The sequence below is a fragment of the Nocardioides cremeus genome, assembly GCF_030518195.1.
In the GTDB taxonomy this organism is placed as follows: domain Bacteria; phylum Actinomycetota; class Actinomycetes; order Propionibacteriales; family Nocardioidaceae; genus Nocardioides; species Nocardioides cremeus.
Map to the genome: position 1 here is coordinate 16,986 of NZ_JAULSC010000018.1, position 24,108 is coordinate 41,093.

24 protein-coding genes and 2 tRNA genes are annotated in these 24,108 nt (G+C 72.3%); 19 read left to right on the forward strand and 7 right to left on the reverse strand.

The annotated features are described in order from the left end of the window. Positions 1–14: 14 nt before the first annotated feature. Genes rsmG through rpmH form a run of 6 tightly spaced genes read right to left on the reverse strand, consistent with a single transcriptional unit; the run spans position 15 to position 3,125 of the window. Positions 15–743 (reverse strand): 16S rRNA (guanine(527)-N(7))-methyltransferase RsmG, encoded by a 729-nt coding sequence (rsmG, locus tag QWJ41_RS15815; RefSeq protein ID WP_302709363.1) that lies wholly within the window; start codon positions 741–743, stop codon positions 15–17. Positions 744–783: 40 nt separating this feature from the next. Then, the gene (locus QWJ41_RS15820; RefSeq protein ID WP_439117338.1) at positions 784–1,335 is read right to left on the reverse strand and encodes a Jag family protein; all 552 of its coding nucleotides are present in this window, start codon (positions 1,333–1,335) and stop codon (positions 784–786) included. Next, positions 1,332–2,336, reverse strand: a complete 1,005-nt coding sequence (gene yidC, locus QWJ41_RS15825) for a membrane protein insertase YidC (protein ID WP_302709364.1) — start codon at positions 2,334–2,336, stop codon at positions 1,332–1,334. Before yidC ends, QWJ41_RS15820 begins: the two co-directional genes overlap by 4 nt. A 3-nt stretch (positions 2,337–2,339) precedes the next feature. After that, entirely contained in the window at positions 2,340–2,636 is a 297-nt protein-coding gene (gene yidD, locus QWJ41_RS15830) for a membrane protein insertion efficiency factor YidD (protein ID WP_302709365.1), read from the reverse strand. Beyond that, the gene (gene rnpA / locus QWJ41_RS15835) at positions 2,633–2,968 is read right to left on the reverse strand and encodes a ribonuclease P protein component (RefSeq protein WP_302709366.1); all 336 of its coding nucleotides are present in this window, start codon (positions 2,966–2,968) and stop codon (positions 2,633–2,635) included. Before rnpA ends, yidD begins: the two co-directional genes overlap by 4 nt. Before the next feature lie 19 nt (positions 2,969–2,987). Continuing rightward, positions 2,988–3,125: a 50S ribosomal protein L34 gene (gene rpmH / locus QWJ41_RS15840; RefSeq protein WP_302709367.1), complete on the reverse strand. Its 138-nt coding sequence runs from the start codon at positions 3,123–3,125 to the stop codon at positions 2,988–2,990. A gap of 509 nt (positions 3,126–3,634) precedes the next feature. Between rpmH and dnaA the strand changes: the two genes are divergently transcribed. The 17 genes from dnaA to QWJ41_RS15925 all read left to right on the forward strand — a co-directional run bounded on the left by dnaA (position 3,635) and on the right by QWJ41_RS15925 (position 21,426). Continuing rightward, on the forward strand, positions 3,635–5,119 hold the full coding sequence (gene dnaA / locus QWJ41_RS15845; protein ID WP_439117339.1) for a chromosomal replication initiator protein DnaA: 1,485 nt from the start codon (positions 3,635–3,637) through the stop codon (positions 5,117–5,119). A gap of 386 nt (positions 5,120–5,505) precedes the next feature. Continuing rightward, a complete protein-coding gene (dnaN, locus tag QWJ41_RS15850; protein ID WP_302709368.1) occupies positions 5,506–6,645 on the forward strand; it encodes a DNA polymerase III subunit beta in 1,140 nt (379 codons plus the stop codon). Positions 6,646–6,703: 58 nt separating this feature from the next. Further along, positions 6,704–7,621 (forward strand): phosphogluconate dehydrogenase (NAD(+)-dependent, decarboxylating), encoded by a 918-nt coding sequence (gnd, locus tag QWJ41_RS15855; RefSeq protein ID WP_302709369.1) that lies wholly within the window; start codon positions 6,704–6,706, stop codon positions 7,619–7,621. 1 nt (position 7,622) lies between these two features. Next, positions 7,623–8,822: a DNA replication/repair protein RecF gene (gene recF / locus QWJ41_RS15860; RefSeq protein ID WP_302709370.1), complete on the forward strand. Its 1,200-nt coding sequence runs from the start codon at positions 7,623–7,625 to the stop codon at positions 8,820–8,822. Further along, the gene (locus tag QWJ41_RS15865; RefSeq protein ID WP_302709371.1) at positions 8,812–9,387 is read left to right on the forward strand and encodes a DciA family protein; all 576 of its coding nucleotides are present in this window, start codon (positions 8,812–8,814) and stop codon (positions 9,385–9,387) included. Before recF ends, QWJ41_RS15865 begins: the two co-directional genes overlap by 11 nt. Before the next feature lie 299 nt (positions 9,388–9,686). Continuing rightward, positions 9,687–11,810, forward strand: a complete 2,124-nt coding sequence (gyrB, locus tag QWJ41_RS15870) for a DNA topoisomerase (ATP-hydrolyzing) subunit B (protein WP_439117340.1) — start codon at positions 9,687–9,689, stop codon at positions 11,808–11,810. Between the two features lie 138 nt (positions 11,811–11,948). Beyond that, entirely contained in the window at positions 11,949–14,660 is a 2,712-nt protein-coding gene (gene gyrA / locus QWJ41_RS15875; protein ID WP_439117341.1) for a DNA gyrase subunit A, read from the forward strand. Continuing rightward, positions 14,660–15,352 carry a DUF3566 domain-containing protein gene (locus QWJ41_RS15880; protein ID WP_302709374.1) on the forward strand — a complete coding sequence of 231 codons (693 nt, stop codon included), beginning with the start codon at positions 14,660–14,662 and terminating at the stop codon, positions 15,350–15,352. The genes gyrA and QWJ41_RS15880 overlap by 1 nt, the downstream gene beginning before the upstream one ends. Positions 15,353–15,470: 118 nt before the next feature. Then, positions 15,471–15,547, forward strand: a tRNA-Ile gene (locus QWJ41_RS15885). Positions 15,548–15,595: 48 nt separating this feature from the next. Continuing rightward, on the forward strand, positions 15,596–15,721 hold the full coding sequence (locus QWJ41_RS15890) for a DLW-39 family protein (RefSeq protein ID WP_302709375.1): 126 nt from the start codon (positions 15,596–15,598) through the stop codon (positions 15,719–15,721). A gap of 15 nt (positions 15,722–15,736) precedes the next feature. Beyond that, positions 15,737–15,812 (forward strand) — tRNA-Ala (locus QWJ41_RS15895). 35 nt (positions 15,813–15,847) lie between these two features. Further along, positions 15,848–17,308, forward strand: coding sequence for a plasmid pRiA4b ORF-3 family protein (locus tag QWJ41_RS15900; protein WP_302709376.1), 1,461 nt, complete (start codon positions 15,848–15,850; stop codon positions 17,306–17,308). A gap of 83 nt (positions 17,309–17,391) precedes the next feature. Further along, the gene (locus tag QWJ41_RS15905; RefSeq protein ID WP_302709377.1) at positions 17,392–18,297 is read left to right on the forward strand and encodes a hypothetical protein; all 906 of its coding nucleotides are present in this window, start codon (positions 17,392–17,394) and stop codon (positions 18,295–18,297) included. A 46-nt stretch (positions 18,298–18,343) separates the two neighbouring features. Continuing rightward, positions 18,344–19,138 carry an SURF1 family protein gene (locus QWJ41_RS15910; RefSeq protein WP_302709378.1) on the forward strand — a complete coding sequence of 265 codons (795 nt, stop codon included), beginning with the start codon at positions 18,344–18,346 and terminating at the stop codon, positions 19,136–19,138. Beyond that, complete coding sequence (locus QWJ41_RS15915) at positions 19,135–19,524, forward strand: DUF3817 domain-containing protein (RefSeq protein ID WP_302709379.1); 390 nt, start codon at positions 19,135–19,137, stop codon at positions 19,522–19,524. The genes QWJ41_RS15910 and QWJ41_RS15915 overlap by 4 nt, the downstream gene beginning before the upstream one ends. A gap of 22 nt (positions 19,525–19,546) precedes the next feature. Then, complete coding sequence (locus tag QWJ41_RS15920) at positions 19,547–20,386, forward strand: patatin-like phospholipase family protein (RefSeq protein WP_302709380.1); 840 nt, start codon at positions 19,547–19,549, stop codon at positions 20,384–20,386. 20 nt (positions 20,387–20,406) lie between these two features. Continuing rightward, complete coding sequence (locus QWJ41_RS15925) at positions 20,407–21,426, forward strand: 1-acyl-sn-glycerol-3-phosphate acyltransferase (RefSeq protein WP_302709381.1); 1,020 nt, start codon at positions 20,407–20,409, stop codon at positions 21,424–21,426. Between the two features lie 13 nt (positions 21,427–21,439). Here the strand turns inward: QWJ41_RS15925 and QWJ41_RS15930 are convergent, their stop codons facing one another. Beyond that, complete coding sequence (locus tag QWJ41_RS15930; RefSeq protein ID WP_302709382.1) at positions 21,440–22,240, reverse strand: hypothetical protein; 801 nt, start codon at positions 22,238–22,240, stop codon at positions 21,440–21,442. 205 nt (positions 22,241–22,445) lie between these two features. Here QWJ41_RS15930 and QWJ41_RS15935 point away from each other — a divergent pair, with 205 nt between their 5' ends. Both QWJ41_RS15935 and QWJ41_RS15940 read left to right on the forward strand, forming a co-directional pair. Further along, entirely contained in the window at positions 22,446–22,958 is a 513-nt protein-coding gene (locus QWJ41_RS15935; protein WP_193670554.1) for a peptidylprolyl isomerase, read from the forward strand. Between the two features lie 45 nt (positions 22,959–23,003). Continuing rightward, positions 23,004–23,936, forward strand: a complete 933-nt coding sequence (locus tag QWJ41_RS15940) for a rhomboid family intramembrane serine protease (RefSeq protein ID WP_302709383.1) — start codon at positions 23,004–23,006, stop codon at positions 23,934–23,936. The last annotated feature ends 172 nt before the right edge of the window (positions 23,937–24,108 follow it).

Below are 24,108 nucleotides of genomic sequence, written 5' to 3' on the forward strand. Positions count from 1 at the left end.
CGACGGCCACCGGTTCACCTGCGACCCCGGGGCCGCTGTTGACGACGCCCACGCCTAGATGCGCTGGTCTTGCGACCCGCCGCAGCGGCGTCGGGACGCTGCGGCGGCCACGATACCGACGAGGGGTCGGCCCAAGCCACTCGCAGCACCCATGTCGCCTCCTCGAGCACCGACTCACCCAGACGCCCGATCTCAGGTGCCGCGCACCGCCAGGCTGCCAGGTCGCTCCGGGAGCGCTCGACCTCCTCGGTCACGGAGGAGCCCTTCATCGCCAGCAGCGCCCCCTCGGGGGCGACCAACGGCATCGACCAGCCCAGGAGCCGCTCCAGGGGAGCCACGGCCCGCGAGGTCACCACGTCGAAGCGCCGACGGCCGTGCACCTCCTCGGCGCGCGCCCGGACCACCTCCACCTGCTCGACCAGGCCGAGCTCGTCGACGACCTCGTCGAGGAACGTCGTGCGCCGCAGCAGCGGCTCGACCAGCGTCACCTGAACGTCGGGCCGGGCCAGCGCCAGCACCAGCCCGGGCAGGCCTGCGCCCGAGCCGATGTCGCACACGCTGACAGCCTGCGGCACCCACTCCGAGAGCACCGCGCTGTTCAGCACGTGCCGGTCCCAGAGTCGAGGCACCTCGCGGGGCCCGATGAGGCCACGCTCGACGCCGGCGCCGGCGAGCAGGGCGGCGTACCGCTCGACCAGCGGCAGCCGCTCGGACGGGAACACCCCCCGGGCCGCCTCGGGCACGGGGGGTGTTTCACGTGAAACGGGGCCCGGGGGCCGGTCCTCACTCAGGGAGGATCACCACGTAGCGACGCGGCTCGACGCCCTCGGACTCCGAGGCCAGCCCGGCCGCGGCGACGGCGTCGTGCACCACCTTGCGCTCGAACGGGCTCATCGGGTCGAGGTCGACCCGGCGACCGGACTCACGGACCTCGGCGCACTTCTCGGCCGCGAGCGCCTCGAGCTGGGTGCGCTTGTCGGCCCGGAACCCGGAGATGTCGAGCATCAGCCGCGAGCGCTCACCGGTCTCGCGGTAGACCGCCAGGCGGGTCAGCTCCTGCAGGGCGTCGAGGACCTCGCCCCGCGAGCCCACCAGCTGGGACAGGTCGGCGCCGACGATCGACACGGCTGCCCGGTCGCCCTCGACGTCCATGTCGAGGTCGCCGTCGAGGTCGGCGATGTCGAGGAGCTCCTCGAGGTAGTCGGCCGCGATGTCGCCCTCGTTCTCGAGGCGCTCGACGCGCGAGCTGTCGCTCTCCCCGGCGGCGGGCGCGTCGGCCTGCTCCTGGTCGGGGGTCACGTCCTGGGTCACGTCCTGGGTCACGTCCTGGGTCACGAGGAACCTCCGTTGGTCGAGTCCGGCTTGGGGTTGCCGGCCTGCCGGCGCTGCTGCCGGGTCTGCTTCTTGGGCTGCTGGCGCTGCGCGGGGCGGCGCGGGGTCGGGGGAGCGGCCGGCTCGTCGACGGTGACGACGTCACCGTGCTTGACCGCCTTGGCCTGGTCGCGCTGCTGCTTGGCCTCGAAGGCCGGCGTCCCGGGCGCGGGGTTGTTGCGGATCACGTAGAACTGCTGGCCCATCGTCCACAGGTTGGAGGTGGTCCAGTAGAGGAGCACGCCGATCGGGAAGGCAACGCCACCGAGGCCGAAGGCGACGGGGAGCACGTAGAGCAGCAGCTTCTGCTGCTGGGCGTAGGGGCCGGACAGCGCGTCGGCCGGCATGTTCTTGCTCATCAGCTGGCGCTGGGTGAAGAACGTGGTGGCGGTCATCGCCAGCACCAGGACCAGCGCCAGGAACATCACGCCCGGGTCGCCACCGCCCTCACGCCAGATGCCGGCCTGCCAGAAGCTGTCGGCGATCGGGATCTGCCCGAAGATCTTGGCCTCGCCGAACTGTCGGGCGAGGTCCTCGGTCAGGAAGCCGTGCGCGGTCTGCTTCTTGGCCGCCTGGTCGAGCAGCCGGAAGAGGGTGAAGAAGATCGGCATCTGCAGCAGCAGCGGCAGGCAGGACGCGAACGGGTTGGTGCCCGAGTCCTTGTAGAGCTTCATCGTCTCCTGGGCGAGACGCTCCCGGTCGTGGCCGTACTTCTTCTGCAGCTCCTTGACCTTGGGCTGGATCAGCTGCATGTTGCGGCTGGCCTTGATCTGCTTGACGAACAGCGGGATCAGCAGCGCGCGGATGACCAGGGTCAGTCCCACGATGGAGAGCACCCACGACATGCCGCCGGCGGGGTCGAGACCGAGCATCTCGAACAGCTTGTGCCAGCCGATCAGGATGCCCGAGATGGCGTAGTAGAGCGGCGTCGCGATGAAGCCGAAGATGTCGCCGATGATGCCCACCGATCAGGCTCCTTGCTGGGTCGAGTGCGGAGAGGGTGCGGGGCTGCTGCGTGCGGGAGGTTCCTCACCCGGTGGTGAGGAGCCCCGCGCGGGCGGCACCGGGTCGTAGCCCCCGGCCGCCCAGGGGTGGCAGCGGCCGACGCGCCGGGTGGCCAGCCACGTGCCCCTCAGACTGCCATGCACCTGCACGGCCTCGAGGGCGTACGCCGAGCACGAGGGGTGGTAGCGGCAGACCTGGCCGTAGATCGGGCTCACCACGGCGCGGTAGAGCCGCAGCAGCGCGACCAGCACGTGCTTCACGGCTGCACCCGGCGCAGGCAGCGGTCGAGGTCGGCCCCCAGGTCGGCGTACGACGCCGTGGCAGCGGCCGGAAGTGCCCGGACCACGAGCACAGCAGAGCCCGGGAGCGTCGAGACGTGCTCCCGGGCCAGGTGTCGCAGGCGGCGCTTCACGCGGTTGCGGGCCACGGCGTTGCCCACGGCCTTGCTCACCACGAAGCCGATGCGCAGCCCGCTGTCGTCGTCTCCGACCAGCAGGTGCGTCACCAGCGTCCGTGACCCGGCGCGCCGACCGCCGCGTGAGGCGGCTCGGAATTCCGAGCCGTCACGCAGACGGTGGGCGGCGGGGAGCAACGGCCGAGGGGGCCGTCGCTCAGACCGAGATGCTCTTGCGGCCCTTGCGGCGCCGCTGGTTGAGGATCGCGCGGCCGGCACGGGTGCGCATGCGCAGGCGGAAGCCGTGCACCTTGTGGCGGCGGCGGTTGTTCGGCTGGTACGTACGCTTGCTCACGGCTGATGTTCTCTTTCGCTGGACGTCTGTGCAGTGTCGACCCGGCCAGGACGAAGGGGTCTCCCCGCCTGCGGCGCAGGTTGTGCCCGTGCGCGGACGCACGGTCGGTGTCGCCCTTCGGCTGGCACCGCCCACCCACGACGCAGGCCCCGCGGGTGCGGGGTTCGGCGTGGACATGCGGCACCAGTCGACATCGAGTGACCGGCCAACGGTACGCGCGCGACGAGACCAGGGTCAAACCCTCGCCGTCGGCCTGTGCACCAACCCCGCAAACCTGTGGACAACGTCTTGCTGGTCCCCGTGGCCGGGGGTTAGGTTCGAGGACGTCGAGGAGCCTCTCGACCGACGGGAGCCGGGCCCGGGAAACACCCTCGCCGGCCCCCCTGTCACCCGCTCGCAAGAGCGCTGACCTGCAGCGATGCATCTCGGCGCAGCGTGAGCGCGCTAACCGCAGCCCGGGGCAGCACCGCCCCGAACGCCCCGCTCACAGCCTGTGGAAAAGCCTGTGGATCGAGGTGGCCCCCAGAACGGACCAGGCAGGAGATCCACTCGTGGAGGACAGCAGCTCGGAGCTCGGGAACGCGTGGGCCAGCGTGCTCGCGGACCTGCAGCCCAACCAGCGGGCCTGGCTGCGTGCCAGCGAGCCGGTGACCCTGCACGGCAACACCGCGATCGTGGCCGTGCCCAACGACTTCACTCGCAACCAGCTCGAGGGCCGGCTGCGCGGCCAGCTGGAGGACGCCCTCACGGTGCGCTTCGGGCGCGAGATCCGGATCGCGGTGACGGTGAACCCCGAGCTCGACGAGAGCGTCGCCGCCGAGCCCGGGCCCGAGGCCGTCGGTGATCAAGGTCGATATGTCGACATGTCGCCCCCGGTGCCGGCGGAGCCCGTCGAGGTCCCGCGGCAGCAGGTCCCCGACGAGCGGGGCGCCCCCGCACCGGCGGCCAGCGCCCTCGAGACGCGCCTCAACCCCAAGTACACGTTCGAGACGTTCGTCATCGGCTCCTCCAACCGCTTCCCCCACGCCGCCGCGGTGGCCGTGGCCGAGGCACCGGGCAAGGCCTACAACCCGCTGCTCGTCTACGGCGACTCCGGGCTGGGCAAGACCCACCTGCTGCACGCCATCGGGCACTACGTCCGCTCGCTCTACAACGGCGCCAAGGTGCGCTACGTGTCGAGCGAGGAGTTCACCAACGAGTTCATCAACGCGATCCGCGACGACCGGCAGGACCGCTTCAAGCGCCGCTACCGCGACGTCGACGTGCTGCTCATCGACGACATCCAGTTCCTGGAGGGCAAGACCCAGACCCAGGAGGAGTTCTTCCACACCTTCAACACGCTGCACAACGCCAACAAGCAGATCGTGCTGACCTCCGACCGGCCGCCCAAGCGCCTCGAGGCCCTCGAGGACCGGCTGCGCAACCGCTTCGAGTGGGGCCTGATCACCGACGTCCAGCCCCCCGACCTCGAGACCCGCATCGCCATCCTGCGCAAGAAGGCCGCGATGGACCGGCTCACCGCGCCGCCCGACGTGCTCGAGTTCATCGCCTCCAAGATCCAGACCAACATCCGTGAGCTGGAGGGCGCGCTGATCCGGGTCACGGCCTTCGCGAACCTCAACCGCCAGGAGGTCGACATGACCCTGGCCGAGATCGTGCTCAAGGACCTGATCCCCGAGGGCGGCGAGCCCGAGATCACCGCCGGGCTGATCATCGCCCAGACGGCCGCCTACTTCGGGCTGGCCATCGACGAGCTCACCGGCCCCAGCCGCGGGCGGCACCTGGTGATGGCCCGCCAGATCGCGATGTACCTGTGCCGCGAGCTGACCGAGCTGTCGCTGCCCAAGATCGGCGCGCAGTTCGGCAACCGTGACCACACGACCGTGATGTACGCCGACCGCAAGATCAACCAGCTGCTCGCCGAGCGCCGCGCGGTCTTCAACCAGGTCAGCGAGCTCACCAACCGGGTCAAGCTGCAGGCCCGCCAGGGCTGATCCCCGACCCCGTGCCGGCGTCGGTGCCTGTGGAGGAACCACGTCCGGGGGTACGAACTACACGGGGAGGATCTGTGGAACCGCAGCACCGGGGCCGGCACGACGACTCCCGGGTGCACACGCCGACGCCGCTCGTCCGGATCCTCCTCCACACCCCCTGTGCACGACGATCGAGCGTGCTGACCTGCACCTATCCATCTCCTCCACAGATTCCACCGTTGCTATGACTCCTACGGACCTCCATCAAGGTCACGAGACCCGTCAACTCCTCCCAGGCCCCCTCCCTGGGGAAAACGCCCCGGGCCTCCCGACGGCGCCGCCCTCGTGGCAGGATTCGTCTCCCACCGCCCGCTGACCGCGCCCGCCTCGAAGAAGGACTCCCCACCGTGAAGTTCCGCGTCGAACGTGACGTGCTCGCCGACGCCGTCGCGTGGGCAGCCCGCAGCCTCCCGGTCCGACCCAGCGTGCCCGTGCTCGCCGGTCTGCTGGTCGAAGCCACCGACCAGGGCCTGGTCCTGTCGACCTTCGACTACGAGACCTCGGCGCGCGCCACCCTGCCCGCGGAGGTCTCCGACGAGGGCCGGGCGCTCGTCAGCGGCCGCCTCCTGGCCGACATCTGCCGCAGCCTGCCCGCCAAGCCGGTCGAGATGGTGCTCGACGGGGCCCGGGTCTCGCTCACCTGCGGATCCGCGCGGTTCAGCCTGCAGACGATGCCGGTCGAGGACTACCCGTCCCTGCCCGAGATGCCGGCCGCGACCGGCACCGTGCAGAGCGACGTGTTCGCCCACGCCGTCGCTCAGGCCGTCACCGCGGCCGGTCGCGACGACATGCTCCCGGTGCTCACCGGCGTGCGCATCGAGATCGACGGCTCGTCGATCTCGCTGCTGGCCACCGACCGCTTCCGGCTCTCCCAGCGCGAGCTCGGCTGGGACCCGCGCACACCCGACGAGTCGATGGCCGCGCTGGTGCCGGCCAAGGTGCTCGGCGACACCGCCAAGTCGCTGACCGCCGGCAGCGAGGTCACGATCGCCCTGGCCGCCAGCGGCTCGGGCGAGGGCATCATCGGCTTCGAGGGCGCGGCCGGCGGCGGGATCCGTCGTACGACGACGCGGCTGCTCGACGGCGAGTTCCCCAAGGTCCGCAGCCTCTTCCCCAGCGAGCACCTGACGGTGGCGAAGGTCGACAAGGCGGCGCTGATCGAGTCGGTCAAGCGCGTCTCGCTGGTCGCCGAGCGCAACACCGCGGTCCAGCTCGCCTTCAGCGAGGGCGTGCTGACCCTCGACGCCGGCTCCGGCGACGAGGCGCAGGCCTCCGAGTCGATCGAGGCCGACGTCGACGGCGAGGCCCTGACCACCGGGTTCAACCCCCAGTTCCTGCTCGACGGCCTGACCGCGATCGACGAGTCGGTCGTCGAGCTGGCCTTCACCCAGGCCTCCAAGCCCGTGGTGATCAGCGGCTCGCCCGCCGAGGGAGACACCGACCCCGGCTTCCGCTACCTGCTGATGCCGCGACGCCTGCTCTCGTAGGCCCGCGCACCACGCAGACCGACCACCCGCAGACCGGCCCCACAGCAAGGAGCGCACCATGGACATCGGACTCGTCGGACTCGGCAAGATGGGCGGCAACATGCGCACCCGTCTGCGCAACGCCGGCCACACCGTCGTCGGCTTCGACCTCGATCCCGAGCGACGCGACGTCGACAGCCTCGAGGCGATGGTCGAGGCGCTGCCCTCGCCCAAGGTCGTGTGGGTGATGGTCCCCTCCGGCAAGGTCACCCAGGACACCGTCGACGCGCTGGGCGAGCTGCTCGGCGAGGGCGACCTGGTGATCGACGGCGGCAACTCGCGCTGGACCGACGACCAGGCGCACGCCGCCCAGCTCGGCGAGAAGGGCATCGGCTTCGTCGACTGCGGCGTCTCCGGCGGGGTCTGGGGCCTCGAGAACGGCTACGCGCTGATGTACGGCGGCAGCGCCGAGGACGTCAAGACCGCCCAGCCGATCTTCGACGCGCTCAAGCCCGAGGGCGACTTCGGGGCGGTGCACGCCGGCAAGGTCGGCGCCGGGCACTTCTCCAAGATGGTGCACAACGGCATCGAGTACGCCGTGATGCAGTCCTACGCCGAGGGCTGGGAGCTGCTGCAGGCCGTCGACGTCGTCGACAACACCACCGAGGTCTTCCGCTCCTGGCGGGAGGGCACCGTGATCCGCTCGTGGCTGCTCGACCTGCTGGTCGGCGCCCTCGACGACGACCCGGGCCTGGCCTCCATCGCGGGCTACGCCGACGACTCGGGCGAGGGCCGCTGGACCGTCGAGGCCGGCATCGAGAACGCTGTGGCCACCCCGGCCATCACCGCGGCGCTCTACGCGCGCTTCGTCTCGCGCCAGGACGACTCCCCGGCCATGAAGGCGGTGGCCGCCATGCGCAACCAGTTCGGTGGCCACGCGGTCAAGGGCGTGGAGAAGTCCGGCGGCGAGCCCGGCCCGGAACCCGACCTGGCATGACGTGCACGTCTCGCACCTGACCCTGCACGACTTCCGCTCCTACGCCTCGGCCGAGGTGGCGCTGGAGCCGGGTGCCACGGCGTTCATCGGCCGCAACGGCCAGGGCAAGACCAACCTGGTGGAGGCCATCGACTACCTCTCGCGGCTCTCCTCGCACCGGGTGGCCTCCGACGCACCGCTGGTGCGGGCGGGCGCGGACCAGGCGGTGGTGCGCGCCGCGGTGGTCCGCGACGGGCGTACGGCGGTGCTCGAGGTCGAGCTGAACCCCGGGCGCAGCAACCGGGCCCGGGTCAACCGCTCCCCGCTGCCGCGGGCCCGCGAGATCATCGGGCTGGTGCGCACGGTCGTCTTCTCGCCCGAGGACCTCGTCCTGGTCAAGGGCGACCCGTCCGACCGGCGGCGCTTCCTCGACGACCTGCTGGTGCTGCGCGCCCCCCGGCTGGCGGGGGTGCGCGCCGACTACGACCGGGTGCTGCGCCAGCGCAACTCGCTGCTCAAGACCGCGGGCCAGGCGCGGCGCGGATCCTCCTCGCAGGAGGGGGCGCTGGCCACCTTGTCGGTGTGGGACGACCACCTGACCCGGGTCGGGGGCGAGCTGCTCGCCGAGCGCATCGCCCTCGTCGACGCGCTGCGGCCCTACCTGGCCCGCGCCTACCAGAGCGTGGCGCGCGGCGCCGGCCGCGACGACGCCGAGCTGGAGTACCGCCCCAGCCTGGAGATCGACGGTGCCCGGTCGGCCGGTGAGCTCGCCGCGGCGCTGCTGGCCGAGGTGGAGCGCCGGCGCGGCGACGAGCTCGACCGCGGCGTCTCGCTGGTGGGTCCGCACCGCGACGACCTGCTGCTCAGCCTGGGCCACGGCGCGGGCGCCGGTGCGGGCCCCGGTGCCGGCCCTGACGACGAGCCGCAGGCCCCGCCTCGGCTGCCGGTGAAGGGCTACGCCTCCCACGGCGAGTCCTGGTCCTTCGCGCTGGCGCTGCGACTGGCGTCGTACGACCTGCTGCGCGACGACGGCGACGACCCGATCCTGATCCTCGACGACGTCTTCGCCGAGCTCGACACCGAGCGCCGCGAGCAGCTCGCCGACCTGGTGGCCGGCGCCGAGCAGGTGCTGGTGACCGCGGCGGTGGCCGCCGACGTGCCGAAGGCGTTGGCCGGGGTGCGCTACCTCGTGGGCGGCGGAGAGGTGCGTCGTGAGCCCTGAGGCCCCGGAGGGTTCACCGGGTGAGGAGCAGGAGCCGCCCGGGCAGCCCACCGAGGAGCAGGAGCACCGGGCCGACGGGCTCGACCTGGCCCGCCGCATCGCCCGGGCCACCGCGGGCGCGGGCGGGTCCCCGGCGCGACGCCGCAAGCCGCGACGCGCGGGGGGAGACACCTCCGGCAACAAGGGCTCCGGTTCGCACCCGGACGACCGCGACCCGCAGACCCTCGACGCGACCCTGGGCCGGCTGGTGGCCGACCACGGCTGGGAGCTCGACCTGCGGGTCCACGGCGTCTTCGGGCGCTGGGTGGAGATGGTGGGCGCCGAGGTGGCCGGGCACTGCACGCCCGAGTCGTTCGCCGACGGCCGGCTGGTGGTGCGCACCGACTCCACCGCCTGGGCCACCCAGCTGCGGCTGCTGGCGCCCTCCCTCGTACGCCGCCTCAACGAGGAGCTGGGCCACGGCACGGTGATCGTGATCGAGGTGCTCGGCCCGCACCTGCCCACCTGGCGCAAGGGCCCGCGCTCGGTGCGCGACGGGAGGGGCCCGCGCGACACCTACGGCTGAGCCGGGCCCGTCGTCGCGCCGCGGGGGCAGCTCCCGCACAGGCGATCTGGGGCCCTCTCGGTGGTACCCGTACCCGTCGACACCCCTGGGAGGCGCTCCCAGACACCTCCCTGCGGCCGTGACGGAGTCTTTTCGGCGTCGCGAGACCTGACACCTGGGGACGAAGCGTGTCCTGGGGCCCGCAGAGCGGTAGCATGGCCCCCGGGTCGCCTCTGGCGACCCGACCCATGTCCTGGCTCGTCACACGAGCCTGCAACGAAGAGGTGGACGTGTCCGACGAGACCCCGACCCCGGACGACCTGCAGGACCCCACGGCGACCCCCCCGGCGCCTCCCGCACCTCCCGCCGCAGCCCCGGCCGCACCGGCCGACCTGCGCCCCAACGGCGTCGACTACGACGCCTCGGCGATCCAGGTGCTCGAGGGCCTCGAGGCCGTCCGCAAGCGCCCCGGCATGTACATCGGCTCCACCGGCGAGCGCGGCCTGCACCACCTGATCTGGGAGATCGTCGACAACGCGGTCGACGAGTCGCTGGCCGGCTACTGCGACCGGATCGTGCTGACGCTGCTCAACGACGGCGGCGTGCGGGTCGAGGACAACGGCCGCGGCATCCCCACCGACACCGCGCCCGGCCAGGAGCTGCCGGCGCTCACGCTCGCCCTGACCGTGCTGCACGCGGGCGGCAAGTTCGGCGGCGGCGGCTACAAGGTCTCCGGCGGACTGCACGGCGTCGGCGTCTCGGTCGTCAACGCGTTGTCCTCGCACGTCGTGGCCGAGGTCAAGAACCGCGGCCACCTGTGGCGCCAGTCCTTCACCATCGGCGTGCCCGACGGCGACCTCGAGCAGGTGCGCCCGCTGCGCGACGACGAGGGCACCGGCACCACGATCACCTACTACCCCTCGCCCGACATCTTCGAGACGATCACGCACTCGCTCGAGACGATCACCTCGCGGGTGCGGGAGTACGCCTTCCTCAACAAGGGCCTCGAGATCGTCGTGCGCGACGAGCGCCCGGCCGCCGACGCGGTGATGGACGCGGTCGAGGACGACACGGTCGGCGACGACGTCGACCGCAGCGGCCCCGACGCGATGCAGCGCGGCGCCGAGGGCGGCTCCGAGCAGGTCTTCCGCTACGACCGCGGCCTCGTCGACTTCGTCGAGCACCTCAACCGCACCAAGACCGTCGCCAACCCCTCGGTCATCTCGTTCGAGGCCGACACCCCCGAGTCGGTCGAGAACCACATGAGCCTCGAGGTGGCGATGCAGTGGAACACCTCGTACGCCGAGTCGGTGCACACCTTCGCCAACACCATCAACACCCACGAGGGCGGCACCCACGAGGAGGGCTTCCGCTCCGCGCTCACCTCGCTGATGAACAACGCCGGCTTCGACTGGGGGTTGATGAAGAAGCAGGAGGACCGGATCACCGGTGACGACATCCGCGAGGGCCTGACCGCGATCATCTCGCTCAAGCTCGGCGAGCCGCAGTTCGAGGGCCAGACCAAGACCAAGCTCGGCAACACCGAGGCCAAGGGCTTCGTGCAGCGCGTCGTCAACGACCAGCTCGGCGCCTGGCTGGAGCAGAACCCGCAGGAGGGCCGCGAGATCATCCGCAAGGCCCAGGCCGCGGCGCAGGCGCGGGTGGCTGCGCGCAAGGCGCGCGACCTGGCCCGCTCGCGCAAGGGCCTGCTCGGCGGCGGCGGCCTGCCCGGCAAGCTGTCGGACTGCCAGTCGACCAACCCCGCCGAGTGCGAGGTCTTCATCGTCGAGGGCGACTCGGCCGGCGGCTCGGCCCGCCAGGGCCGCGACCCGCGCATCCAGGCGATCCTCCCGATCCGCGGCAAGATCCTCAACGTCGAGAAGGCGCGCATCGACAAGGTGCTCGGCAACACCGAGGTCCAGTCGATCATCTCCGCCCTGGGCACCGGCATCCAGGAGGAGTTCGACGGCGACAAGCTGCGCTACCACAAGGTCGTGCTGATGGCCGACGCCGACGTCGACGGCCACCACATCAACACCTTGCTGCTGACGCTGCTGTTCCGGTTCATGCGTCCGCTGATCGAGCACGGCTACGTCTACATGGCCCAGCCGCCGCTCTACCGGCTGCGCTGGAACAAGCCGGCCGAGCACGAGTTCGTCTTCTCCGACGCCGAGCGCGACGCGCTGCTGCTCGAGGGCCAGGCCCAGGGCAAGAAGCTGCCCAAGGAGAACGCGGTCCAGCGCTACAAGGGTCTGGGCGAGATGAACGCCAAGGAGCTGTGGGAGACCACGATGAACCCCGACCAGCGGCTGATGCTGCAGGTCACGCTCGACGACGCCGCGCACGCCGACGAGATCTTCTCGATCCTGATGGGCGAGGACGTCGAGCAGCGCCGCTCCTTCATCCAGCGCAACGCCAAGGACGTCCGATTCCTCGATATCTAGGTTTCTAGTCCAGATCTTAGACATTCGTAGAAGCGACGAGAGAGACACAGAGACGTGACTGAGACCCCCACCGACGGCGGCGGCCCGATCGTTCCCGGCCCGGGCGGCCGCATCGAGCCGGTCGAGCTGCAGACCTCCATGCAGCGCGCCTACATCGACTACGCGATGGCCGTCATCGTCGGGCGCGCCCTGCCCGACGTGCGCGACGGGCTCAAGCCCGTGCACCGCCGCGTGCTCTACGCGATGTTCGACGGCGGCTACCGGCCCGACCGCGGCTTCTCCAAGTGCAGCCGCGTCGTGGGTGACGTGATGGGTCAGTACCACCCGCACGGCGACACCGCGATCTACGACACCCTGGTGCGCCTGGCGCAGCCGTGGGTGATGCGGGCCCCGCTGGTCAACGGCCAGGGCAACTTCGGCTCACCGGGCAACGACTCGGCCGCGGCCATGCGGTACACCGAGTGCCGGATGGCCCCGCTCGCGCTCGAGATGGTGCGCGACATCGAGCAGGACACCGTCGACTTCCAGCCCAACTACGACGGCCGCTCCTCCGAGCCCGTGGTGCTGCCGGCGCGCTTCCCCAACCTGCTGGTCAACGGATCCGCCGGCATCGCGGTCGGCATGGCCACCAACATCCCGCCGCACAACCTGCGCGAGGTCGCGGCCGGCGCCCGCTGGGCCCTGGACAACCCCGAGGCCTCCAAGGAGGAGCTGCTCGACGCGCTGCTCGAGCGGATCAAGGGCCCCGACTTCCCCAACGGCGCGACCATCGTGGGTCGCGAGGGCATCGAGCAGGCCTACCGCACCGGCCGCGGCTCGATCACCCAGCGCGCGGTCATCCAGGTCGACGAGGACACCAACGGGCGCACCTGCCTGGTGATCACCGAGCTGCCCTACATGGTCAACCCCGACAACCTGGCGCTCAAGATCGCCGAGCTCGCCGACTCGGGCAAGGTGCAGGGCATCTCCGACGTGCGCGACGACACCTCCGACCGCACCGGCCAGCGCCTCGTGGTCGTGCTGCGCCGCGACGCCGTGGCCCGGGTCGTGCTCAACAACCTGCTCAAGCACACCGAGCTGCAGAGCAACTTCAGCGCCAACATGCTGGCGCTGGTCGACGGCGTGCCGCGCACCCTGTCGATCGATGCGTTCATCAGCAACTGGGTCGCCCACCAGATCGACGTCATCCAGCGACGCACCCGCTTCCGCCTCGCCGAGGCCGAGCGCAACGCCCACGTCTACCGCGGCCTGGTCAAGGCGCTCGACGCCCTCGACGAGGTCATCGCGCTGATCCGTCGCTCGCCCGACGCCGACGAGGCCCGCACCGGGCTGATCGAGCTGCTCGACATCGACGACGTGCAGGCCGAGGCGATCCTGGCCATGCAGCTGCGGCGCCTCGCGGCGCTGGAGCGCCAGAAGATCATGGACCGCCTGGCCGAGCTCGAGCTGATCATCGCCGACCTCGAGGACATCCTGGCCAACGAGGCCCGCCAGCGTCAGATCATCTCCGACGAGCTCGGCGAGATCGAGGAGAAGTACGGCGACGACCGGCGCTCGCAGATCATCGCCGCCGACGGCGACCTCTCGATGGAGGACCTGATCCCCGACGAGGAGCTGGTCGTCTCCATCACCCGCGGCGGCTACGCCAAGCGCACCCTGCGCCACCAGTACCGGCTGCAGAAGCGTGGCGGCAAGGGCGTGCGCGGCGCGACCCTGCGCGGCGACGACGTCGTCGAGCACTTCATCGCCACCACCAACCACCACTGGCTGCTGTTCTTCACCACGGCCGGGCGGGTCTACCGCACCAAGGCCTACAACCTGCCCGAGGCCTCGCGCGACGCCAAGGGCGGCCACGTGGCCGGGCTGCTGTCCTTCCAGCCCGACGAGTCGATCGCGCAGGTGCTGGCGATCCGCGACTACGACCAGGCGCCGTACCTCGTGCTCGGCACCCGCAGCGGCCTGGTGAAGAAGACCCGCCTGGGCGACTACAACTCCCCGCGCCAGGCCGGCGTCATCGCCATCAACTTCCGCGAGGACGACGACGAGCTGATCGGCGCCGAGCTGGTCGGGCCCGACGACGACATCCTGCTGGTCTCGCGCAAGGGACAGGCAGTGCGCTTCCGTGCCGACGACGCCCAGCTGCGCCCGATGGGCCGGGCCACCTCCGGCGTCTCCGGCATGAAGTTCCGCGAGGGCGACTCGCTGCTGTCGATGTCGGTGATCCGGGCCTCCCAGATCGCCGCCGAGGTCGCCGCCGGGCTCAGCGAGACCAACGAGGACACCCCCGACGTCGACCCGGCCTCGGCCGGGCTGGTCGAGCCGGTCGAGCCCGCCGAGGTCAAGGCGCAGTACGTCTTCACCATCACCGACGGCGGCTACGCCAAGCGGACCCGCATCAACGACTACCGGCTCACCAACCGCGGCGGCCTGGGGGTCAAGGCGATGGGCCTGGCCAACGAGGACCGCGGCGGCCTGGTCGGCGCCTTCATCGTGGAGGAGGGCGACGAGGTCCTCTCGATCACCGCCTCCGGCCAGGTGGTGCGCAGCCCCGTCAACGCGGAGTTCCGGCCCACCGGTCGCTCGGCGATGGGCGTGAAGTTCGTGACGCCCAAGAAGAACGACTCCGTGGTGGTCGTGGCTCGCTCCGTGGAGGCCAAGGTCGACGCCGAGGACGGTGTCGACGAGGGGGCCGACGACGGGGCCGAGGACGGCGTCGAGGACGGTGCCCAGCCGGTCGAGATCGCGGACGACTCGACCACGGGTGCAACAATCGATGCCGACGACGCGTCCGACCCGGTGGGGCAGAGCACCGAGGACGTGCCTGCCGACGACACCGAGGATGAGAGCTGATGACCGAGCGATCCACCGAGTCCCGCTCGACCTCCGGGTCGAAGCCGGTCTCCCAGGGCGCCTCCAAGCCCGCCAAGAAGCCGGCCCCGGGGCCGGGCTCGAAGGGTTCCTCGGAATCGAAGGGTGCGACGGGGGCAAAGGGGTCGTCGGGCCCCTCGTCCGACGACACCGCGGCGCGCGCGCCGATCACCGAGCGGATCCAGGGGCGCGTCACCAAGGCGGCCGAGGAGCACAAGGCGAACCGGGAGGCCAAGAAGCAGGCCGCCAGCGCCGGCAGCGCCAAGCCCGCAGCACCCTCGGGCTCGAAGGGCACGCCCCGCGGCCCACGCCGGGCCCGGCTGCGGCTGACCCGGGTCGACCCCTGGTCGGTGATGAAGACGGCCTTCCTGCTCTCGGTGGCCTTCGGCATCGTCACGGTGGTCTCCGTGCTGATGGTGTGGACCGTGCTCGACGGCGCCGGGGTGTGGGAGTCGATCAACCGCACCGTGACCGACGTCGTGGGCCAGGAGAGCGCCTCCGACTTCGACGTCGAGAACTACATCGGCACCTCGCGGGTCATCGGCTTCACGATGCTGATCGCGGCCGTCGACGTGGTGCTGCTGACCGCGATCGCGACGCTGGGCGCGTTCCTCTACAACATGGCCGCCGCGCTGCTCGGCGGCATCGAGGTCACCCTCGCCGAGGACAACTGAGGCCACCCGGCCCTCGCCCGCACCGCGTTTTGTCCGCGCGCGAGGGCGTCGGGTAGTCTCCCCTCTCGGTCGTCCGGGTCCCTGACCCGTGCCGATCCCGCCGGCTGCTGCCGGTGTGGGGCCTATAGCTCAGACGGTTAGAGCGCTTCCCTGATAAGGAAGAGGTCACAGGTTCAAGTCCTGTTAGGCCCACCACCACCCACGTCCCACCAGCGTGATCCGATCCGTGCCGGGAGGCTCGTCGTGAAGAAGATCCTGATGCTCCTGCTCGCCGCCGGTGGCGCCCTCGCGGCGAAGAAGAAGTACGACGAGTCGCAGGCCGAGCAGGCTCTGTGGGCCGAGGCGACCGACCCGGTCGCGAAGGGCTGAGCCCGACCCGTTCCAGGGGCCTTGGCGCAATTGGTAGCGCACCTGCTTTGCAAGCAGGGGGTTAGGGGTTCGAGTCCCCTAGGCTCCACCACCGCTGCGTCCCTCCCGGGTGCTTGACTGGGTGTCGTGACGACACCGCCCGATGCCCAGCGCCTCGTCGAACAGCTGATGGCCGACCCCGGGTCCGCTGAGAGCCGGGCGCTCCTCGAGGGCCTCTTGGACGGCCGGGTGAGCAGCCTGCTCGAGAAGCTGCAGGCCGTCGAGGCCCCGAGGCTGCTGCCGGTCCCCGCCGAGGTCCGCGGGTTCCGGGTGCGCCTGGACCTGAGCGGGGCCGAGCCGCCGGTCTGGCGCCGGCTCGAGCTGCCGGGCGACCTCGACCTGCCCGCGCTGCACGGCGTCATCCAGTCCGCGATGGGGTGGTACGACTGCCACCTGCACCGGTTCCGCACCGGCAGCGACCCACGCGCGCCCGGGTTCGTCACCAGCTTCGACGTCGAGGAGGGCGAGGAGGGCACGCTCGAGGACGGCGTGCGTCTCGACCAGCTGGTCGCGCAGCAGGGCGACCAGCTCTGGTACGAGTACGACTTCGGCGACGGCTGGGAGCACCGGCTGGTCGTCGAGGCGGTGCTCGACGAACCGCCCGCGGCGCCGCGCTGCACGGGCGGGCGGATGGCCTGCCCGCCCGAGGACTGCGGCGGGATCGGCGGCTACCAGGAGCTGGCGGCCTGGGTGCGCAGCGGGTACGACGCGGCACACCTGCCCGCAGCCTTTGACGGGCCCGCCCACGCGCACTCCTGGCTGCCCGACGACTGGGACCCCGACGCCTTCGACCCGGCACGGGTGGACCTCGCGCTCGCCGCGGCGGCAGCCGAGCCGGCCGCCGTCACCGGCGAGCTGGCATCGCTGGTCGAGGAGCTCGAGCGTCACGGCTCCCACCAGCTCAGGGAGGTGCTGGCCCGGCCGCTGTCGCACGGTCCCACCGACGTCGGCGACGAGCAGGCGGCACGGCTCACCGGAACCTACCGCACCTTCCTCGACGTCATCGGTGACGGCGTGATGCTGACCGCGGCCGGCTACCTGCCGCCGGCGGTGGTCGAGCAGCTGGCGGACCGGCTGGGGGTGAGCGAGTGGTGGTTCGGCCGGGCGAACCGGGAGGACCTGACCTTCCCCGTCGCCCACGTCCGCACCGCCGCCCGGGCCCTGGGCCTGGTCAGCCTGCGCAAGGGCCGGCTCTCGCCGACGGCTGCCGCTCGACGCCTGGGCGCGGACCCCCAGGCTCTCCGGTGCCACGTGGTGAGCCGGCTCCCGCTCGGCACCAGCGACGCGGACCGGCAGGCCGGCTGGATGGCCCTGGCCGTGGCCGGCAGCGGCGTACCGGCCGGGCAGTGGCGCGGCGAGGTCACCCTGCTGCTGCACGCCCTCGGGTGGCGCGACGGTGACGACCGGGTCTCCCCGCCGCCAGCACACAGCCCGACTCTCGACGTCCTCGAGCACCTGGCCGGGGGACCGGGTGTGCGCACCCACCACCTGCAGGAGGTGGACCCGGCGGTGGCCGCCACCGCCCGCGCGGTCACCGCGCCGAGGTAGAGGAGCTGGCGCCGGCTCGTGGGCCGGGTCGCATTCAGGGGATCCGCGCGTGGGTCGGGACGGGCGGTGGCAGACTCTGCGCCGTGCTCTCTCGACCGGTCCTGGCGCTCGCTGCTGCCCTCGTGGCGCTGAGCGGCTGCAGCAGCCCGATCGAGGCGCCCGACGCGAACGAGCCGGCGGTGCCGCTGGCTACCCCGGCGGTCGAGCAGCAGCGCCCGCCGGCGGCGCGGGTCGTGCTCGACTACGTGCCCGCCGACGTCGCCCGCGTCACGGTCACCGACTACGAGCAGGTGGCCCTGCAGCTGGGGGTCGTCGACCTGGCCAGCGAGCTGGACGCCGGCGAGCGGGCCGACTTCTGGCGCCGGGCCGAGACCGAGACGGTGCTGCTCGCCGACGGGCTGCTGCGCCCGGTGCAGGAGCGGCTGCAGCGCGACTTCTCCATCGGCCAGGAGGACGTGCGGTGGGAGGCACGACTCTTCGACGACGCCGGTCGCGAGGTCGGCTTCGTCCAGTCGTGGGCCGCGATCATCGATCCCGCCGTGCTGCGACGAGCCGTCGATGCGGGCGTCGGCCCGCTGCGCGGGGCCACGGTGCTGGCCGAGGAGAGCCTCGTGCTCTCGGGCGTGGCCGAGCAGGTCGAGGAGCCCTGGGGTGGCGACCTGGTCGACCCGCTGGTGGACGGCCCCGCCACCTCGACGTACCTCGAGCTGGGGTGTGTCGACGAGCAGGGGCCCGACACCCTCGACGAGCTCGAGGCCTACACCGTCTCCTTCGGCAGCGTGCTCGCCACCGCCCGCCTGGGCGACGGTCGCAGCGACCTCTTCGACCGCATCGAGACCGCAGCGGGCGACGACTCCTTCTCGGAGGTGTTCACCGGCGGTGCGGCCGACCCCTCCAACGGCCGGCTGGGCTACGAGGTCGTCTCGCCGCCCCGTGCCGCCGCCCTCACGCTGCGCCGGGCGCTGCCGTTCGCGGCCTGCGCCGGCTGAGGACCTCGCGGGGCCCGGGTGCCCGCCGCCCTCCTATCCTGGGAGGGTGAAGACGGCCCTGGCACCGCGCTACTGGGGCGCGCACCTCCTGGCGCTCGTGCTGGTGGCCGCCGCCTCCGGCCTGGGCTGGTGGCAGTACGCCGCCTACCAGGCGCAGCAGGAGGCCGAGGCCCGCGACCTGACCCGCGCCGAGCCGGTGGCGCTGGCTGAGGTGATGGGCCCCGACGACCCGTTCCCGGCCCCGTCCGTCGGCCAGCCGGTCGCCGTCGAGGGCACCTGGGTGCCCGGGGGCACCGTCTACGTCGAGGGCCGCGAGCACGACGGCGCCGACGGCTACTGGGTGCTCACGCCGCTCGCGGTCGGGGGCCCCGACGCGCCGGCGCTGCCGGTGGTGCGCGGCTGGGTGGCCTCCCCGAGCGATGCCACCGCCCCGCCCGAGGGCGCCGGATCCGTCCAGGGCTGGCTGCAGCCCGCCGAGGGCACCGGCGTCGCCGACGTCGACCGCAGCGACGACGTCGTGCCGCAGGTGCGCACCGCCGACCTGATCCAGCACGTCGAGCAGGACCTCTACGGCGCCTACGCCGTCGTCGACCACGACGCCGCGGCCAACGCCGCCCTGGTCGACGCCGACGCCCTCGAGCCGGCCGACCTGGCGGCGCTGCCCCGGGCCGCGGGCTCCACCGGCCTGCGCAACCTGCTCTACGCCCTGGAGTGGGTTCTCTTCGGCGCGTTCGCCGGGTTCGTGTGGTGGCGCTACGTGCGCGACCTCACCCGGGCACCCACCGAGGCGGCACCGAGCGCGGACGAGCCCGAGGACCGCCCGGTAGCGTCGAGCCCGTGAACGACGAGCTGCGCGCCCCGCTGGCGGCGTACCGGGTGATGGCCACGATCGTGGGAGTGCTCCTGGTGGTGCTGGTCCTGATCGGCCTGCCGCTGCACTACGGCTACCTGGTCTCCGACGCCGCGTGGCTGGCCGAGGGCAGCGGCAGCGGCTGGCAGCTGGGCTCCGACATCTCCGCCTACCTGGGCGTCGCCCACGGCTGGCTCTACATGATCTTCCTCTTCTGCGCCTTCTGGCTCTCGCGTCGCGCCGAGTGGGAGATCGGCTTCACCGCGGTGACCCTGGCCTCCGGCACGGTGCCGCTGCTCAGCTTCTGGGCCGAGCACCGGGCCACCCGCCGGGTGCGCGCGCTGCAGCGCAGCGACGCGGCGGCCGCGAGCCGCTGACGAGCACGTCGAGGAGGAGCAGATGACCACCGCGTTCGTCCTCGGCGGCGGCGGCGCGCTGGGTGCCGTCGAGGTGGGCATGCTGGCCGCCCTCCTCGAGCGCGACGTGCGCCCCGACCTGGTGCTGGGCACCTCGGTGGGTGCCATCAACGGCGCGTTCCTTGCCCAGGACCCCGGCCCCGACGTCGTCGAGCGGCTCACCGGGCTGTGGCGCTCGGTGGCCGCCAACCGGCACGAGGTGTACGGCGACCGGCCGCTGCGCAGCGTGCGGCGCGCGGTCGCGACCGGCACCCACCTCTACTCGGCCCGGCCACTGACCACCCGGCTGCGCGAGGAGATCGGCGACGTCGACTTCGCCGACCTCGCCGTGCGCCTGCAGGTGTGCGCGGCCAGCATCGAACGCGCCGCCGAGCACTGGTTCGACTCGGGCCCGGTCGTCGACGCCGTCGTCGCCAGCGCCGCGGTGCCGGGGCTGCTGCCGCCCGCCCGGGTCGGTGACGAGCACTTCCTCGACGGCGGCATCGTCAACTCGGTGCCCGTGGCCCGCGCCCACCAGCTGGGCGCCACCCGGATCTTCGTGCTCCAGGTCGGTCGCGTCGACCGGCCGCTGCAGCCGCCGCGGCGGCCCTGGGAGGTCGCCAGGGTCTCCTTCGAGGTCGCCCGCCGGCACCGGATGAACCGCGAGCTGGCCGAGCTGCCTCCCGAGGTGGAGGCCCACGTGCTGCCCGCCCGCGGCACCTCGGCGCGCGACGACTCCGTGCGGGCCGGCACCGACTTCCGCGACGTCGAGCGCCGCATCGAGCTGACCCGGGTGGCCAGCGGCGAGTACCTCGACGCGCTGGGTCTCCCGGGTCCGGGCTGAGCGGCTGACATGATCGCGGCGTGAGCATCCTGCGCCGCGCCGTCACGGCGCCCCTGGTGGTGCTCCTGACCGTGCTGGTCTGGGTCAGCCTGCCGCTGTGGCTGATCGGCGCCGCGGCGCTCTCACCGTTCGTGCCGGGGCGCTGGCGGGCGCTGCGCCTGACCTGGCTGCTGGTGGTCGCGCTCACCGTCGAGACGCTGCTGCTGGCGGTGCTGCTGGGCATGTGGCTGGCCAGCGGCTTCGGGGCGCGGCTGCGGTCGGCGTACTGGGAGGGCGTGCACTACGACCTGGTGCAGGGCACGATGTGGGTGCTCTTCAGCGAGGCCCGGCGGGTGCTGAGGCTGAGCATCGAGACCCAGGGCCCCGCCCCCGACGCGCACCCCGGGGTGCCGCTGCTGGTCTGCTGCCGCCACGCCGGCCCGGGCGACTCGTTCACGCTCGTGCACGCGCTGATGGACTGGTACGACCGCGAGCCCCGGGTGGTGCTCAAGGACACCCTGGCCTGGGATCCGGTGGTCGGCACCCTGCTGCGCCGCCTGCCCGCTCGCGCGATCAGCCCCGGCTCGGGCGAGGACCTCGAGACCCAGATCGCCGAGCTGGCGACCGGGCTCGACCGCGACGACGCGTTCGTGATCTTCCCCGAGGGCGGCAACTTCACCCAGGCGCGCCGCGACCGCGCCATCGAGCGGCTCGACGGGCTCGGGCTGCACGCGATGGCGCGCCGGGCCGAGACGATGATCCACGTGCTGGCCCCGCGCCCCGGCGGGGTGCTGGCCGCGCTCGACGCCGCCCCGGAGGCCGACGTGGTGATGGTGGCCCACACCGGGCTCGACCACCTGCTGACGATCGGCGACCTGTGGCGCGAGCTGCCGATGGACAAGCGCCTGGTGATGCGCTGGTGGCAGGTGCCGCGCGAGGAGATCCCCGCGGGTCGCGAGGAGCGGATCGCGTGGCTCTACGACTGGTGGCAGCGCATCGACGACTGGGTCGAGCAGCACCGGCCGGAGGAGATGTCCTCCGGCCGGGCCGCCCGTCGCTGATCCTGGCGCCGGCTCAGCTGTTGTTCTTGTCGTCCTCGATGTCGACGACCTCGGCCGGCTCGTCGGGGGTGGTGACCGGGTGCACGGTCTCCGCCTCGTCGGCCAGCGCCTCGTCGGGCGAGGATCCGCCGGTGTCGTCGCTGGCCCCGGCCATCGGCGCGGCCGGCGTGGGCGCAGCGCCCGCGCCCGTCGACGTCGTCGCCGCGGCCGCGCCGGTGCCGCTCGCCGGCGGGCTCGGCACGTAGGAGGACTGCCAGTTCTGCGACTCCGAGCCGCCCTGCAGCTTCTTGGCCACGACCCCGGCCACGGCCGCCAGGCCGCCGACCAGGACGAGCTTCTTGAGCTTGGAGCCCTTCTTCTTCTTCGGCTCCTCGCCCTTGAGCCCGGCGACCTTGGCCGAGGCCTTGTCGCCCAGCTCGCCGGCGCGGGTCGTCGCCCGGCCGTTGAGGTCGGAGGCCTTGGCACCGGCGTACGCCGCACCCGAGGCGACCAGCGGGGCCGCCTTGGCACGCGCGTCGGCGATCGCCGGGGCCGCCTTCTCGCGGGCCTCCTGGCCCAGCACGACGGCACGGTCGCGGGCGTCGATGACGTAGGGCGTCGCCCGGGTGCGGGCGTCGGTCAGCGCCGGTCCCGCCTTGGCGCGGGCGTCGGCGATCGCCGGGCCGGCCTTCTCCTTGGCGTCGGCCACCAGGTGGCGAGCCTCGTCGCGGGCGGTGCTGACCGCCGACTCGACCTGGGGACGCACGGAGTCGACGACCTGCTCCACGTAGTCACCGGCCTGCTCGATGAGGGACTTCTTCCTGCGCAGACGCATCCGCGTCACTTCCTCTCGTCGGTTTGTGATCCATTCGACCACGACTGCTTCGGGCCCATCCAGGCACCCTGTGCCCCTGTCGGGGCCGCACCTCTGGTGCGAGGTCACCTGCAGGAGGGCCTTTTGCGCCTCCGTGCGAGGATCGTCCCGCACGCACGACGCGTCGTCGTACACCCTGAAGTACCCCCTCTCGCGAAAGGCAGTCATGGCGGACCCGCAGGCCATCCTCAAGACCAACCGGGGCGACATCGTCCTGAACCTCTTCCCGAACCACGCGCCCGAGACGGTCGCGAACTTCACCGGCCTCGCGACCGGCGAGAAGAAGTACGACGCCGGCAACGGCAAGACCGGCCCGTTCTACGACGGCCTGGGCTTCCACCGCGTCATCGCGGGCTTCATGATCCAGGGCGGCTGCCCGCTGGGCACCGGCACCGGCGGCCCCGGCTACACGTTCAAGGACGAGCCGCACCCCGAGCTGGTCTTCGACAAGCCCTACCTGCTCGCGATGGCCAACGCCGGCCCGGGCACCAACGGCTCGCAGTTCTTCATCACCCTGGGCGCCACCACGTGGCTCAACCACAAGCACACCATCTTCGGCGAGGTCGCCGACCAGGCCTCGCGCGACGTCGTCGACGCCATCGGCAGCACCGCGACCGGTGCGGGCGACCGTCCGGTCGAGCCCGTGGTCATGGAGTCCGTGGAGATCGTGGAGGCCTGAGGCACCCGCCTCACGCCCCCACCGAACCCCCACCAGCACGAGCTCGTGAACCAGTCGCCCGCGCCCGAGCCGGCGCCTGGGGTCGGGGTGCCGGTCTGCTACCGGCACCCCGACCGCGAGACCTACATCCGCTGCCAGCGCTGCAGCCGGCCGATCTGCCCGGACTGCATGCACGACGCCTCCGTGGGCTTCCAGTGCCCCGAGTGCATCTCCGCCGGCGCGCGACAGACCCGCCAGAACCGCACGGCGTACGGCGGGCTGCGGCCCACCGACGCGACGCGCACCTCGATCGCGCTGATCTCGCTCAACGTCGGGGTCTGGCTGGCCATCGCGCTGACCGGTGGCTCGGGCAGCCGCCTGGTCGACCTGCTGGCCCTGCGCACCAACGGCGTGTGCCTGACCAGCGACGGCGGCTTCGACGTGCCCCGCGCGGTCTGCGAGGGCAGCGGCACCTGGCTGCCCGGCTTCGTCGACGGGGCCCTGTGGCAGGTCCTCAGCTCGGGCTTCACCCACGTGCAGCTGATGCACCTGGGCTTCAACATGCTCGCGCTCTACATCATCGGCCCGCAGCTCGAGGCCGTGCTCGGGCGCGCCCGCTTCCTCGCGCTCTACCTGACCTCCCTGCTGGCGGGCTCGGTCGTGGTGCTCTGGGCCGCCAACCAGTACGGCGCCACCGTGGGCGCCTCGGGCGCCATCTACGGCCTCTTCGCCGCCCTGCTGGTCGTGGCCCGCAAGATCGGCGCCGACATGCGCCAGCTGGTGATCCTGGTCGGCATCAACGTCGTGATCACCTTCGCGGTGCCGAACATCTCCTGGCAGGGCCACCTCGGCGGCTTCCTCGGCGGCGCCCTCGTGGCCGCGCTGCTGGTGCACGCCCCCCGCGGGCCACGCCGCTCGGCCTTTCAGCTCGTCGGCCTCGTGCTGGTCACCCTGTCGCTGCTGGCCGCGGCCGTCCTGCGCATCGCCGCCCTCAGCTGACCCGGCGCAAACTTCCCGCCCACCCGGCCTGGATCTCGCGCCCACCCGGCGCAGGTCTCGCTGTGCCCGCACCCTGCCGGTCCGGGCCGGCTCGAGACGAAGTATGGGCCGGCTCGAGGCGAAGTCTGGGCCGGGTCAGCGGGAAGTTCGGGCCGGGTGGGCGGGAAGTTCG

Bases quoted from the DNA above. Each gene is read 5' to 3' on its own strand.
- gnd (WP_302709369.1), top strand. From the start codon at position 6,704: ATGGACATCGGACTCGTCGGACTCGGCAAGATGGGCGGCAACATGCGC.
- gyrA (WP_439117341.1), top strand. From the start codon at position 11,949: ATGCAGCGCGCCTACATCGACTACGCGATGGCCGTCATCGTCGGGCGC.
- QWJ41_RS15880 (WP_302709374.1), top strand. From the start codon at position 14,660: ATGACCGAGCGATCCACCGAGTCCCGCTCGACCTCCGGGTCGAAGCCG.
- QWJ41_RS15920 (WP_302709380.1), top strand. From the start codon at position 19,547: ATGACCACCGCGTTCGTCCTCGGCGGCGGCGGCGCGCTGGGTGCCGTC.
- QWJ41_RS15930 (WP_302709382.1), bottom strand. From the start codon at position 22,240: ATGCGTCTGCGCAGGAAGAAGTCCCTCATCGAGCAGGCCGGTGACTAC.
- QWJ41_RS15935 (WP_193670554.1), top strand. From the start codon at position 22,446: ATGGCGGACCCGCAGGCCATCCTCAAGACCAACCGGGGCGACATCGTC.